This window comes from Gaetbulibacter sp. M240 (genome assembly GCF_043876815.1).
GTDB lineage: Bacteria > Bacteroidota > Bacteroidia > Flavobacteriales > Flavobacteriaceae > Gaetbulibacter_A.
This window is the reverse complement of sequence record NZ_JBAWKA010000004.1, coordinates 310,873-324,711: the sequence shown is the minus strand read 5'-3', so window position 1 is coordinate 324,711 and position 13,839 is coordinate 310,873. Positions and strand designations below refer to the sequence as shown.

The 13,839-nt window shown below is 36.4% G+C and carries 10 protein-coding genes; 6 read left to right on the top strand and 4 right to left on the bottom strand.

All coding sequences use genetic code 11. The features are described 5' to 3' along the window. Window positions 1-280 precede the first annotated feature (280 nt). The 4 genes from V8G61_RS12700 to V8G61_RS12685 are packed head-to-tail and all read left to right on the top strand — an operon-like array spanning window position 281 to window position 6,509. The gene (locus V8G61_RS12700) at window positions 281-1,369 is read left to right on the top strand and encodes a DegT/DnrJ/EryC1/StrS family aminotransferase (RefSeq protein WP_394876171.1); all 1,089 of its coding nucleotides are present in this window, start codon (window positions 281-283) and stop codon (window positions 1,367-1,369) included. Next, window positions 1,366-3,309, top strand: a complete 1,944-nt coding sequence (locus tag V8G61_RS12695) for a polysaccharide biosynthesis protein (protein WP_394876170.1) — start codon at window positions 1,366-1,368, stop codon at window positions 3,307-3,309. The genes V8G61_RS12700 and V8G61_RS12695 overlap by 4 nt, the downstream gene beginning before the upstream one ends. Window positions 3,310-3,356: 47 nt before the next feature. Further along, window positions 3,357-4,127: a polysaccharide biosynthesis/export family protein gene (locus V8G61_RS12690; protein ID WP_394876169.1), complete on the top strand. Its 771-nt coding sequence runs from the start codon at window positions 3,357-3,359 to the stop codon at window positions 4,125-4,127. Window positions 4,128-4,136: 9 nt separating this feature from the next. Beyond that, on the top strand, window positions 4,137-6,509 hold the full coding sequence (locus tag V8G61_RS12685; RefSeq protein ID WP_394876167.1) for a GumC family protein: 2,373 nt from the start codon (window positions 4,137-4,139) through the stop codon (window positions 6,507-6,509). 15 nt (window positions 6,510-6,524) lie between these two features. Here V8G61_RS12685 and aroB read toward each other — a convergent pair whose 3' ends face one another. After that, entirely contained in the window at window positions 6,525-7,592 is a 1,068-nt protein-coding gene (aroB, locus tag V8G61_RS12680) for a 3-dehydroquinate synthase (RefSeq protein ID WP_394876164.1), read from the bottom strand. A 96-nt stretch (window positions 7,593-7,688) separates the two neighbouring features. On the opposite strand from aroB, the gene V8G61_RS12675 reads away from it, so the two are divergent. After that, the gene (locus V8G61_RS12675) at window positions 7,689-8,885 is read left to right on the top strand and encodes a proline dehydrogenase family protein (protein ID WP_394876162.1); all 1,197 of its coding nucleotides are present in this window, start codon (window positions 7,689-7,691) and stop codon (window positions 8,883-8,885) included. Here V8G61_RS12675 and V8G61_RS12670 read toward each other — a convergent pair. Then, window positions 8,882-9,259, bottom strand: a complete 378-nt coding sequence (locus V8G61_RS12670; RefSeq protein WP_394876159.1) for a hypothetical protein — start codon at window positions 9,257-9,259, stop codon at window positions 8,882-8,884. The two genes, V8G61_RS12675 and V8G61_RS12670, sit on opposite strands and share 4 nt — an antisense overlap. Before the next feature lie 28 nt (window positions 9,260-9,287). Further along, a complete protein-coding gene (locus V8G61_RS12665; protein ID WP_394876157.1) occupies window positions 9,288-10,487 on the bottom strand; it encodes an alanine dehydrogenase in 1,200 nt (399 codons plus the stop codon). Between the two features lie 159 nt (window positions 10,488-10,646). Between V8G61_RS12665 and V8G61_RS12660 the strand changes: the two genes are divergently transcribed. Next, window positions 10,647-13,076: an outer membrane beta-barrel protein gene (locus V8G61_RS12660; RefSeq protein WP_394876156.1), complete on the top strand. Its 2,430-nt coding sequence runs from the start codon at window positions 10,647-10,649 to the stop codon at window positions 13,074-13,076. Here V8G61_RS12660 and V8G61_RS12655 read toward each other — a convergent pair. Further along, window positions 13,073-13,615 (bottom strand): hypothetical protein, encoded by a 543-nt coding sequence (locus V8G61_RS12655; protein ID WP_394876155.1) that lies wholly within the window; start codon window positions 13,613-13,615, stop codon window positions 13,073-13,075. The two genes, V8G61_RS12660 and V8G61_RS12655, sit on opposite strands and share 4 nt — an antisense overlap. Window positions 13,616-13,839 lie beyond the last annotated feature (224 nt).

Below are 13,839 nucleotides of genomic sequence, written 5' to 3'. Positions count from 1 at the left end.
GTGATGTGGGATTTAAGATAAACTTTTAGTGTTTTGTTTATTGAAAGGATCCATTTAAAGAAAGCATACAATTATATCGAAAAATAACTAAATATTAAAGCTATTAATACGACTAATTTAATTTTGTTTTTTATGTACCTCGAGATAATTTTCTCTTCCGTTTATCCCTCATTTTTAGTAGTGGTAGCCACAGGTATTCTCTGGTTGTATTTTAATAGTAAAATACAATTGAAAGAGATCCATGTTGACTAAAACTAAAATATACCTTTCTTCGCCTCACATGGGAGGATTAGAGCAACACTATGTTAACGAAGCCTTTAAAACGAATTGGATCGCGCCATTAGGACCTAATGTTAATGGTTTTGAAAGTGATATTCAAGAATTTATAGGTGGAGACAAACATGTTGCGGCCCTAAGTTCCGGAACGGCTTCCATTCATTTAGCTTTAGAATTATTAGGTGTCTCCAAAGATGACGAGGTGTTGTGCCAAAGTTTTACATTTTCTGCATCTGCAAACCCAATAATCTATCTGGGAGCAACACCCGTGTTTATAGACAGCGAGCCGGATACCTGGAACATGTCTCCGGAATTATTGGAGATCGCTATTCAGGATCGTATAGAAAAATATAAAAAACCCAAGGCTATTATAGCCGTGCATTTATATGGTATGCCCTACAAGGCCAATGAGATCAATGCGATCTCGAAGAAATACGATATTCCGGTTATTGAAGATAGTGCTGAAGCTTTGGGAAGTACTTATTTTGGGCAAGCTTGTAGTACACTTTCCGATCTCGGGATACTATCTTTTAATGGTAATAAGATAATCACGACCTCCGGTGGTGGTGCTTTAATTACTGGTTCGAAAAAATTAAAAGATCGTGCCGTTTTTTTATCGACACAGGCCCGTGATGATGCCCCTCATTATGAACATTCTTCTATCGGATATAATTATCGGTTAAGTAATGTTCTTGCAGGTATTGGTCGCGGACAAATGCGTGTTCTTGATGATCGTGTCGCAGCGCGCCGCCGTAATTACGAATTTTATAAATCACATTTAGATGATTTTGATACCATCTCGTTTCTAGAAGAACCTCAGGGTGTTTTCTGCAACAGATGGATCACCTGTATTAACACCCCTTCCTTTGAGATGCGTGAGCATATTCGCTTAACGCTTTTAGAAGATGATATAGAAACCCGTCCACTTTGGAAACCAATGCATTTACAACCTGTTTTTAAGGATTATTTGCATTTTACCAATGGCGTATCTGAACAATTATTCTATTCCGGTTTATGCTTGCCCAGTGGATCAAATTTGACTGATAGCGATTTAGACCGAATACTAAAAAAATTATTAAAATCCCTCACATGATTATTAAAAACTACTTAAGCGTTTTATCTGAAAAATATGCCTCCAAATGGTTGGTGTTTGCCATCGATCTTGGGATCGTTATGGTGACCTTCTTTATGGCATATTTTATACGATTTAACTTTACTCTTAACTTTGATGTGGTTCAGTTTTTAACGCAACTTCCCTTCATACTTGCCATAAGTGCCATCAGTTTTCTGATCGTTGGATCCTTTAAAAGTGTGATCCGGCACACCGGGTTGTTAGATCTGATCAATTTGTTCAAAGCAACCTTGCTTATTTCAGCTTTTTCGGTGGCTTTGGTCTTATTTAATAGATCTACGAACTTTATTGAAGGGTTTACTATCCCCCGAGCACTGATTGCCATGCATGCCTTATTGAGCTTTATGTTCCTGTCAGCAAGCAGATTAGCGTTTAAAGTACTTTATAAGCGTATTAAATGTCATTTTATGACCTCGAAACGTGTTTTGATCTATGGTGCCGGAGATGCGGGGATTCTTACAAGTAACGCCTTGCAAAACAATACATCGTCCCGATTTATTATTGTTGGTTTTATTGATGACAACGCAAATAAGAATGGAAAATCCATCAATGGGATTCCTATTTTTTCTAAGGAACGTTTAAACCGTGGTTATTTAGAGCTAAATCGTATTGATGAAATTATCGTAGCCTCACCTAAAATTGATCACAACAACATCATACCATTAATTGATCTACAGGTAAAAGTAACCAAGGTTCCTCCTGTAGAACAATGGATCAATGGGGAATTGAATGTGAAGCAGATCAAGCAGGTTCAAATTGAAGATCTTTTAGGTCGACCACCTATTCAAATAAATAACCCGAACTTACAAAATGAATTCCGTGGCGAAACGGTTTTAGTAACCGGAGCAGCCGGTTCTATTGGTAGTGAGTTGGTGTACCAGTTGTCCAATTATGATGTCAACCAGATCATCATGGTAGACCAAGCTGAATCGGCGCTTTATGATGTGGAGCAGGATTTAAAACGCAACGGAAAAACGAATTATAAGGCCATAGTGGCCGATATACGTGACGGCTTGCGCATGGATAGTATTTTTCAGAATTACAATCCAACGATGGTGTTTCACGCTGCGGCCTATAAACATGTGCCCTTAATGGAGCAATCGCCTTATGAAGCCATTAAGATCAATGTTAACGGAACCAAATTATTGGCTGATACAGCATCGCGTTATAATATCAAAAAGTTTGTATTCATTTCTACAGATAAGGCTGTGAACCCAACAAGTGTGATGGGGGCTACCAAGCGCTTAGCGGAAATGTATATCAGTTGTTTACAGAAAGAAAGTAAGACCAAATTTATTACCACACGATTTGGTAATGTTTTAGGATCCAACGGTTCTGTGATTCCATTATTCAAGAAACAAATAGAAAATAATCAGGCCTTAACGCTTACCCACAGAGAGATCACACGTTATTTTATGACCATCCCGGAAGCTTCACAATTAGTTTTGGAAGCGGGAACTATGGGTAAAGGTGGTGAGATCTTTATTTTTGATATGGGTGAATGCGTGAAGATCTTCGATCTGGCTAAAAACATGATCAAGTTAAGTGGTCTGCGTTATCCTGAAGATATTGATATCAAAATTACCGGTTTACGACCCGGAGAAAAATTGTATGAAGAATTATTGGCCAATGGCGAAAATACCATTGCAACCTATCATAAGAAAATCATGATCAGTAAAACCAGAGCCATTGACTTTGATCGTGTAAAACCGGAAATTGAAGAATTGTGTATTACCAACCGTTTTCAAAATAATAATATTGTAATGAAAATGAAACAATTAATTCCGGAGTATAAATCAAATAACTCTGACTTTGAACGTTTCGACAAGCGGGTTCAAATTTATAAAAAAGCGAAAGCGCTGGTGTCTGATAAAAAGGACAGCCATTTTAAAAGCTTGTAATTCTAACATTATATAAAATTTATTACCTTCCCCAAATATTGCGTACCATGATGAAAACGACCACAGTATCCAAGAGTATACTTATCATCTTACTCCTTTTGTTTCTTACGTCATGTAAAACACGAAAGGATGTGGTTTATTTTCAAAATGTCAAGAATTTTGAAACCATGGTAGATACCGATACCTTTAATGCGAAATTAAAGATCGGTGATATATTAAGTATTTATGTGTCTACGCTGGTGCCATCCGCCTCAGCACCATATAACATTATGAGATCGACGGGAAATCAATCCGAATTAATAAATTATTTGATTGACGTAGACGGCAATATTGATTATCCGGTATTGGGAAAAATAAAGTTAATAGGTCTGACAGTTGAAGGCGCCAAACAATTATTAAGGCAGAAATTTGAAAATGGTAATTTATTGAAAGATCCGGTTATCATTATACGGTTATTGAATTATAGAGTAACCGTGGCGGGGGAGGTTAGAAACCCTGGGGTTTATCCGGTATCCGGAGAGCGCGTTTCTATTTTAGAGGCTTTAGGCATGGCTGGTGACCTTACCATTAAGGGGCGTCGTGATAATGTATTGGTGATCCGAAATTTTAACGGCACAAAAACCTACACACGTATCGACCTGACCAGTAAAGAGGTGTTTAACTCACCCGTGTTCTACTTAACGCAAAATGATTATGTGTATGTAGAACCTAATCATTCTGCGGTAAGTGGTGCCTCAGGTGATACTCGGATCAATACCTTAATTACCATAACCTCATTTATTGTAACTACCGCACTTATTTTTGTAACACGAAATTAAATTTGATTTATGACAAATAATCATAATGAAGTATCATCAAACAACATGGATTCTAGTTTTGATTTAAAGAAAACACTTTTTTATTATTTAAATAAATGGCCTTGGTTCATATTAAGTGTTGCTTTATGTATTACATCAGCTTTTTTCATTCTTAGATATACAACTCCCCAATATTTAGTACGAGCTAAACTCATGCTTGTAGAGGATAAAGACAATAGCACTGCCGGTATACTAAAAGATATTTCTTTATTTTCTGATAAGGAAGGAGCGACCGTTGACGATGAAATAGAAGTTATTAAATCACGAAGTTTTTTGAGAAGCATTGTTGATCAACTCAATTTAAATATTTCTTTTTATACGCAAGGTAGAATTTATGAATCGGAACTTTACAGGAGCAGTCCTATTGTGGTAAATTTCATTGCACCAGATTCTATAGTTAATAAAACGCGGTCTAGTTTTTATATTGATATCGAATCAAAAACGAATTTTAAGTACTACCTTAATGTAGATTCTCAACCGAAATCCTATACGTTTGGTGAAACCATTCCAACTGATTTTGGCGGGATCATAATTACTCCTAAAAACGAGGGAATAGCTGCTTCAATTGGTAGAACAATTCGTGTCGCTTTGACACCCGTAGAAAGTTTAGCTGAAGAATTAAAAAATAATTTATCAATAATCCCTGCCGATAAGTCATCAAAAGTACTTTTGTTGAGCCTGAAATATCCTGTGATATCCAAAGCTGAAGATATTCTTAATACCTTAATGGATGAGTACAACAAATTCACAATTGAAAATAAAAATGAAATTTCAAGAAATACAGCTGATTTTATTAACAAGCGTGTCGAGCTTATTGCCGAAGATCTGGTAAATGTTGATGACAGTATTGTGAAATTTAAAACCGGTAATAAAATTACGGATGTAAGTTCTGAAGCGGGACAGTTCTTAAACTCCAGTGCTCTAAACCAGCAACAGTTAGATGTTGCTAAAACTCAATTAAATCAGTTATCTTATATGGATCAGTCGCTGGATGTCGATCAATACGACTTTATTCCATCTAATTTAGGGATGGGAGATCCTTCAATAACACAATTGTCTTCAAAATACAATGAACTTCTAGAACGCCGAAAAACTTTGATGAAAAGTGCCGGAGAACAAAATCCGGTAGTTTTGGAATTGGATCAAACGCTGAATAGCATACGGTCTAATTTACAGCAAACCATAGACAATTCCGCACAATCTTTAAGTATTCAAATTTCGAGTTTGGAGAATCAGTCGAATCGTATCAATTCTAAAATATACCAAGTCCCTGGTCAGGAACGCCGTTTACGGTCCATCGAACGAAAGCAAGGTATTAAAGAATCGTTGTATTTGTACCTTTTGGAAAAAAGGGAGGAAGCGACTATTTCCTTAACTGCTACCTCGCCCAATGCCAAGGTGATCGATTATGCTTATAACAGTAATGGAGGTCCTGTATCGCCTAAAAAACCAGTTATTTATATTGGCGCTTTATTTATCGGACTTTTCATTCCTTTTTCGATCTTTTATGTGAAAGATCTCCTAGACACCAAAATTCATAATAAAGAAGACCTTGAACAAGTCATTAAAAACATAGCTATATTAGGTGAAATACCGCGTGTTAAAGAAGGGGAGACCTTAATCGAGAAGAATGACCGCTCTATTTTATCAGAATCTTTCAGAATTATACGAACCAATTTTGATTATATCGAACGTCGCCATAAAAAAGACACGCCTTACAATAATGTGATCTTTGTGACCTCGACCATAAATGGGGAAGGAAAGTCCTTTGTGAGTTTAAACACCGCTCTAACATTTGCCAATACCAATAAAAAGGTTTTAGTTATCGGTGCGGATATCAGAAACCCACAGATATTTGCAGCCATAAAACGTCAACGAAATAACACAGGTGATGGAAAATTAGGCCTTAGCGAATTTTTAGCAGATGAGAGCATCCGTGTTGAAGATACTATTAACCCGTATGTGATCAATGATATCGCCATTGACGTTTTGCTTTCAGGTAACGTGCCACCAAACCCGGCAGAATTGCTAATGGGCGACCGCATTAAAACATTGTTCGATACCGTTTCTGAGCAGTATGATTACGTTATTGTTGATACCGCACCATCTATGCTTGTTACCGACACACTTTTAATAAGTATTTACGCCGGCCATACCATTTACTTAACACGTGCCGAATACACCGAGAAACGTATTCTAAACTTCGCGAAAGAACTCCATGCTGATAAGAAATTGAATGGTATGATGCTCGTAGTAAACGATGTAAAAGAATCAAACTTTGGATATGGTGCAAAGTATGGTTATTACGGTACGAAGAAAAAGAAAGGTTTATTCCGCAGTTAAACCACGGTAAAACATTTAATTACTGTAAAACTTAAAAGCCTCGATGATCAGGTCTTCAGACACCTGGCAATCTAGTTTGCAGGACCCTATCGACTCTAATAATACGAAATTGATATGTCCGTGGGTGTTTTTCTTATCGTATTTCAAGAGTTCCATGATCGGTTGGTAATCACTTTCAGGAATAGAAACCTTTCCATAGTAATTTAATAAACGCTTTTTTACCTCTAACATATCATCTTCAGGAAATCCCGTTAATTTATTGGATAAATAGGCCGCCAATATCATCCCAATAACAATAGCTTCGCCGTGTAATAGTGTCTCTTTATTGGAGTCATTCAAATAATAAGATTCTATAGCATGCCCAAGTGTATGTCCAAAATTTAAGGTTTTACGCAAGCCATTTTCGTAGGGGTCAACATTTACAACATCTCTTTTTATCTGCACGGACTCATGAATTAGGGTATCCAGATCGTCCAAAGAAAGTTTCGATAGATCTTCAAACTTATTCCAATAAGAAGTTCCTGTAATTAATCCGTGTTTTAGCATTTCTGCCAATCCGGAACGCATCTGATTTTTAGGTAAGGTTTTTAAAAATAAGGTGTCTATTAAAACCAGGTCAGGATTACTAATAACCCCAATTTGATTTTTTAAATGCCCGAGGTCTACTCCAGTCTTTCCACCTACAGAGGCATCCACCATAGCTAAAAGTGAGGTTGGTACATTAATGTAAGCTATACCACGTTTAAAGGTGCAGGCTACAAAACCACCAAGGTCTGTAATAACGCCGCCACCTATGTTGATGAGTAAACTCTTTCTATCGGCATCTAGCTCTGATAAAGCATTCCAAACACCTGCACAGGTCTCAATTGTTTTATGGATCTCACCGGATTCAATTTCAATGATTTCAATCGCTACTTCTGTTTCCAGTTTGCTTAAAAAAAGAGGCAAACAATGTTCATGCGTATTCTCATCAACCAGGATAAATATTTTTGAAAAATTATTATCCTTAAGATGTTTATTTACAGCGGTGTAACAATTTTCATTAAACTGAATAGTGCAGTTGTTTGTTGTAATAGATTCCATAATATTTTCAACACGATTTCAGGGGGTGAAATTAAACAGTTTTTATATCAAATGATAATTTTTGCATCATTATCTTTGTGCAAAGTTTTAGTTTGAATGAATACAGATTTAATATTTGATAATACTGAAGTCGCGTTCGCTCTAAAAAGTGATGCTGATCTAGAACGGGCTTATTATTTGTTTAAAATGATCTCCATAGAGCCTTTGGTGAAAATTGGAAGTATAGCGACCAATTTAGCCATTAAAGCACACCTTCCCATTGAAGGGATAATTCGAAGTACGGTTTTTGATCATTTTTGTGGTGGCGTGAATGAGGATGATTGCCTTCCTGTCATTAAAAGCATGTATAAAAAAGGAGTGAGCTCCGTTTTGGATTTTTCGGTAGAAGGAAAAGAGATAGATGCTGAATTTGATGGTGCAGTCCGGACCACACTTAAGACAATTGATTTTGCAGAAGACATTAAAGCGATGCCGATCGCTGTGTTTAAACCTACCGGTTTTGGTCGTTTTAAATTATATGAAAAAGTAAGTGCCGGTAAACCTTTATCTCCAAAAGAGCATGAAGAATGGAATCGGGTAATTGCCCGTTTTGACACTGTTTGCGCCTATGGTAAAAAGAAAGATGTTGCTATTTTAATAGATGCTGAAGAAAGTTGGATGCAAAAGGCTGCTGATGATTTGGTGACCGATATGATGAAAAAATACAATACCGAAAAACCTATTGTATTCAATACCTTACAGATGTACCGACACGACAGGATGGCTTTTTTAAGACAATCGCACGACCATGCGAAAGCTCATGGCTATTATCTAGGATACAAGATTGTTCGAGGTGCCTACATGGAAAAGGAAAATGACAGGGCGCTCGATAAAGGGTATCCCACACCAATTTGTACTAGTAAATTGGCTACAGATGAAAACTTTAATGCTGCTTTGCGTTATATTCTTGATAATTTGGATAGCATTTCACTATTCTCGGGTACCCACAATGAGGACAGTTGTTATTTGGCCATGCGCATAATGGAAGAAAAAGGAATTGCGAATAATGATAAACGGGTGTGGTTTGGACAGCTTTATGGTATGAGTGATCATATCAGTTTCAATTTAGCTGATCATAACTATAACGTGGCTAAATATGTACCATTTGGTCCAGTAAAGGATGTGATGCCTTATTTAATTCGTAGGGCTGAGGAAAACACCTCTGTTGCTGGACAAACCGGGCGCGAGTTGGCCTTAATTTCAAAAGAAAAAGAGCGTCGTAAAAAAGCCAGAAAAGAAAAGCTAGCGTCTTAATTAGTTTCTTTTGCAATTTGTATAATCGTTGCTAAACTGTCACAGTTTTTTACTGTAAAGGCCATTTCTTTATTCTCAACCAAGCTTGTTATATAGTAAATACCACAGGGTTTTTTGCGCTGTTCACTAGCTCCAAAATCTACATCTCCGCGCTTTAGGATGTCTCTTATTTGTGTTGTGTCCAAGCGGAATTCTACCGCCTGTTGGGCTGTCTCTGAATTAAAAATGATTTTTTTGGTACTAATGTTTTTGACCACTCGGGCATTAGGGAAATAACTGCAAGAGGCTTTTTTTCCGTTCAGGAAGAAAATAAGCATGACCAATCCAATTGAAAATCCGGTTAAGTAATAACCAACTCGCTGAATAAGCTTCATCGAAAATAAACTATTATAAAATTAGGGTTTAGAATATGAGCAGGTTAACATCACTGTAATCGAGGTCGAACCATTCGCCTACAGATTTACTGGTTAAAATGCCGTGGTAAAAGTACAACCCATTTTTTAATCCACGATCAAATCGGATAGAATTTTCTAATCCTCCGTCTTCACCTATTTTTAATAAGTAAGGCGTAAAAATATTGCTGATGGATACCGAGGCGGATTTAGAATAACGCGCGGGAATGTTGGGTACGCAATAATGAACCACACCATGTTTTACAAAGGTTGGTTTTTTATGACTGGTCACTTCACTGGTTTCAAAACAACCGCCCATATCAATACTCACATCAATGATGATTGCACCTGGTTTCATACCCTGAACCATGGTCTCGGTAACAATGATGGGGGAGCGGTTATTTCCGCGAACTGCCCCGATCACCACATCACAACGTTTTAAGGCCTTGGTGAGGTTTTTGGGCTGCACGGTCGAGGTGTACAAAGGGCGTCCTAAATGCGATTGGATCCGGCGTAATTTCGTGATTGAATTATCGAATACCTTCACGTTGGCGCCAAGTCCTAAAGCACTTCTTCCTGCAAATTCACCTACGGTACCGGCACCCAGGATAACAACTTCCACAGGCGGAACACCGCTAATATTACCAAACATTAAACCATTACCGGTATTAGTATCAGATAATAATTCCGAGGCAATTAGAACAGCGGCAGTTCCCGCTATTTCACTTAATGATTTTACCGCAGGATAGGCGCCATCAGCATCCCGAATGAATTCAAAAGCAATTGCCGTGACACGTTTTGAAGCTAAAGCCTCAAAGTATTTCTTAGATTGCGTTTTTATTTGAAGGGCCGAGATCAGTATGGTTTGCGGGTTAATAAGTTTAATTTGATCTGGTGTTGGAGGCTCCACCTTCAAGATCATGGGACAGGCAAAAACCTTCGCAGTATCATTAGTCACTTTTGCACCGGCCTCACTGTAGTCCTTGTCCGAAAAATTGGCGCCTTCTCCCGCTCCGGCTTCAATTAAAACCCGATGGCCATTACTCGTTAGCGCATATACGGCATCCGGCGTTAGACATACCCGTTTTTCCTGAAAGGCTGTTTCCTTGGGAATACCTATAAAAAGTTCTCCTTTTTGTTTGTAAATTTCAAGCTTTTCTTCCTGAGGTAATAACTGTTGTTTCGTGAAGGGAGAAATAGGATTGGCCATATTTTTAATTTAAATATGAAACAAATTACAAATAAAATTCTAATTCCATAAAAAAAATAATATTGTTGAAAAAGCCTCTTCCAAATAACTATAAATACGTATTTACCTCAAGTATATTTCAATTAAATATTTTATGTTTGTAAACCCAAGATTTTTTTTATGCTTAAAGCCTTTATTCAATCTTTAATTTTATTACTTCCGCTATATCATTTTGCTCAAAACTATAATTTGACGGGGACCGCTAAAGATACGCAGGGTTCTCCGGTGGCTTTTGCAAATGTGGTGCTTTACAGTCAAGATAAATCTGAAATTATCAAAGGCGCAGTTACTAATGAGGAAGGTTTTTTTGAGTTTGATAATCTTCGTGAGTCCACTTATGTTTTAGTCATTAAATACTTGGGGTTCGAAGATTCCGAAATAACCATTGAGCTGTTGAAAAACACAGCTTTGAAACCCATTACATTAGTTGAAAAAACCGAGGCTTTGGAGGGCGTTACAGTGGTTTACAAAAAACCAACGGTAAAACGTTTGGTAGACCGTTTGGTATTCAATGTTGAAAACACAACCTTGTCAAACAGTTCTGTGCTGGATGTGTTAAAACAAACGCCCGGCGTCCTTTATAATAATGGAATTCTGACTGTTAGAAATGCTAAACCGGTCATTTATATTAATGATCGACGGGTGTATTTGTCGGCTACTGAAGTGAATCAATTACTTCAGGGTACACCGGCATCTAATTTAAAATCTGTAGAGGTCATTACAAATCCGCCGGCGAAATATGATGCCGAGGGAGGATCAGTAATTAATATTGTAACAAGTAAAAATATTATCGCCGGTTATAATGGCAGTGTGTTTGGTAATTACACACAAGGAACTGAATACCCGAAATTTAGTGTTGGTACAAGTCACTATTTCAAAACAAAAAAATTAAATACTTACATTAATTATAATATAAATCCACGTCAGGATTATCGCCAAAATGATGAATTCATAAATTTTAAGGAAAATAATCAAACCGTATCGCAATGGGAAACCGACTTTGAAAGACGGCGTAAAACAGCTAATCAAAATATCAATACAAATATTGATTTCACTATCGATGAGAACAACAGTATAGGAATATCCGGGAACTTTTTAATAGCGCCGCGCAGAAATACACAAAACAAGGTGTTTTCAGAAACATTAATGTATGATGCCAATGGGGTACTGGATTCGTCGTTCGTGACGAAAAACCGATTGGTTGAGGAAACTATTAATATGGCTTTAACGCTTGATTATATTCATAATTTTAAAAAAGACGGAGAAAAATTAAGTGCCAGTTTGCACCATACTAACTATGATTTCTCAAATTTTCAGGATGTTGATACGGACTATTTATTTCCAGATCGAGCCTTGATCCGGCAAAATAAATTTCAAACCTTTTCAAGTCAGCTTACTAGAATCTATACAGGTCAGGTTGATTATGAATTACCAATTGAAAATAGAGCTCAATTTAATGCAGGTGTAAAATTTTCCAATATTGATTCAGAAAGTATTCTTGACCAATTTGAGTTCAATAATGGGTCGAAACAGAAAGACATAACAAATTCTGATATTTTCAATTATAATGAATCGAATTTTGCTGCTTATTCCAGTTTTTCTAAAGACTGGGAAGCCTGGAGTTTAAAACTGGGACTTCGTTCGGAATACACTCAAACAAGAGGAAACTCGCTTCTCCTGAACCAGGTGAACGATAACGATTATTTACAATGGTTTCCTTCATTTTATATTAAAAATAAAGTCAATTCGAATAATACGATTTATTTCAATTATAATCGTCGTATTTTCAGACCACGCTATAGTCAGCTTAATCCCTTTAAATTCTATTTGAACGATAATACTTATCTAACCGGTGATCCTAGCTTGAAACCTCAAATTGATGATATCCTGACTCTTGGGTACACCATTAAACAAGCATTTACCTTTGAATTATATTATCGCTATGAGAATGATCCTGCTATAAATATTGTATTTCAGGATAATGTAAATAATATAATTAAATATGTAAACACCAATATTGATCACAGTGTATCGTACGGCTTAGACTTTATGACCTATACACCCATTGTAAAGCGTTGGAATATATATGCCTTAACGTCTCTTTTTTATTATGATAATAAATTTTTTGCGATAGAAGATGCCAATGCTTTAGTGGCTAATAATAGATGGTCTGTATATTTACAAGCGGTGAATTACTTTAGCTTTTTAAAGGATAATAGATTAACAGTAGATGTATCGTTTTTATATATCTCACCAATTGCAGATGGAGCATCGAAAATAGGGGACCGTTCAGGCATCAATTTTAATCTTCGAAAAAACCTATGGAACGGGAAGGCATCTTTAACTTTAGGTGTAACGGATATCCTGAATACCATGAACTTCACGCAAACCACAAAATATTTGAACCAGGATTTCTATGTTGATTCAAATCTTGAGAACCGCACTTTTGTTGTTGGCTTCAATTATAAATTTGGAAATACTAAATTACAAACAAATAAGCGTGATATCGACTTAAAGGAACGAGATCGTTTAAACCTGGATATGGATTAAAAGTAGTCTCCTAGTTTATCCCAGAAATTTTTAGGTTTTATTTTCAGTTCTTCCTCTAATTCTTCAAGACTTTTAGTCTTCTCATATATACGATTAAATATTCGTGCCCTAATCAAATAAATAGAAGGTATGATTACAGCCATTAAAGGAATCAAATAGATTAGTTGATTGGTATCGATATTGAAAATATCAACTCTCGTAATAGTGAATGCTTGATAAGAATACATAGCTATTGGTACCAAAAGGGTATGATACCACCAGTGCTTGCAGGTAAAGAACCAAATAAGCAATAGATATAGGGGGATAAGCTTTCCAGTTAAGGTCCAGGCGAAAATATAAACGTTACCGTATATATTACTTTCATAGGTAAACAAAAAGGTGTCCCAAATTTTCTCTTTTGGAACACCTTCGTATAAATAAAATAAATAAGGAGTTATAGCTATCAAAGTAGCTATGATACTCCCTAAAATCAGCGCTTTTTTATCCGCAGACAGGGACAATGATGTCTCTTTTGTCGATTTTGGCTGTTGTTTGTCCATCTAAGTTATATTGAGTAGCAGCTTGTGCCAAAAACAATACACCTCCGAAGATTGCAATTGCAATTAAATACTTTTTAGTTTTCATTTTATTAAGGGATTTAATTAATTAATTAATCCAAATGTACCTAAAGAGTAATCGGTGAAATGCGCTTAAATGTTAAAAAAATGTTAAAAACATTGTTTTTCAAAAATTACGTTGCGGATTTCCCGTAAAACTGCATCTG

What these genes read in the sequence shown, in the direction of transcription:
- V8G61_RS12695 (WP_394876170.1), top strand. Translation starts at nt 1,366, where the DNA reads ATGATTATTAAAAACTACTTAAGCGTTTTATCTGAAAAATATGCCTCC.
- V8G61_RS12690 (WP_394876169.1), top strand. Translation starts at nt 3,357, where the DNA reads ATGATGAAAACGACCACAGTATCCAAGAGTATACTTATCATCTTACTC.
- V8G61_RS12700 (WP_394876171.1), top strand. Translation starts at nt 281, where the DNA reads ATGGGAGGATTAGAGCAACACTATGTTAACGAAGCCTTTAAAACGAAT.
- V8G61_RS12675 (WP_394876162.1), top strand. Translation starts at nt 7,689, where the DNA reads ATGAATACAGATTTAATATTTGATAATACTGAAGTCGCGTTCGCTCTA.
- V8G61_RS12655 (WP_394876155.1), bottom strand. Translation starts at nt 13,615, where the DNA reads ATGGACAAACAACAGCCAAAATCGACAAAAGAGACATCATTGTCCCTG.
- V8G61_RS12670 (WP_394876159.1), bottom strand. Translation starts at nt 9,259, where the DNA reads ATGAAGCTTATTCAGCGAGTTGGTTATTACTTAACCGGATTTTCAATT.
- V8G61_RS12660 (WP_394876156.1), top strand. Translation starts at nt 10,647, where the DNA reads ATGCTTAAAGCCTTTATTCAATCTTTAATTTTATTACTTCCGCTATAT.
- V8G61_RS12665 (WP_394876157.1), bottom strand. Translation starts at nt 10,487, where the DNA reads ATGGCCAATCCTATTTCTCCCTTCACGAAACAACAGTTATTACCTCAG.
- aroB (WP_394876164.1), bottom strand. Translation starts at nt 7,592, where the DNA reads ATGGAATCTATTACAACAAACAACTGCACTATTCAGTTTAATGAAAAT.
- V8G61_RS12685 (WP_394876167.1), top strand. Translation starts at nt 4,137, where the DNA reads ATGACAAATAATCATAATGAAGTATCATCAAACAACATGGATTCTAGT.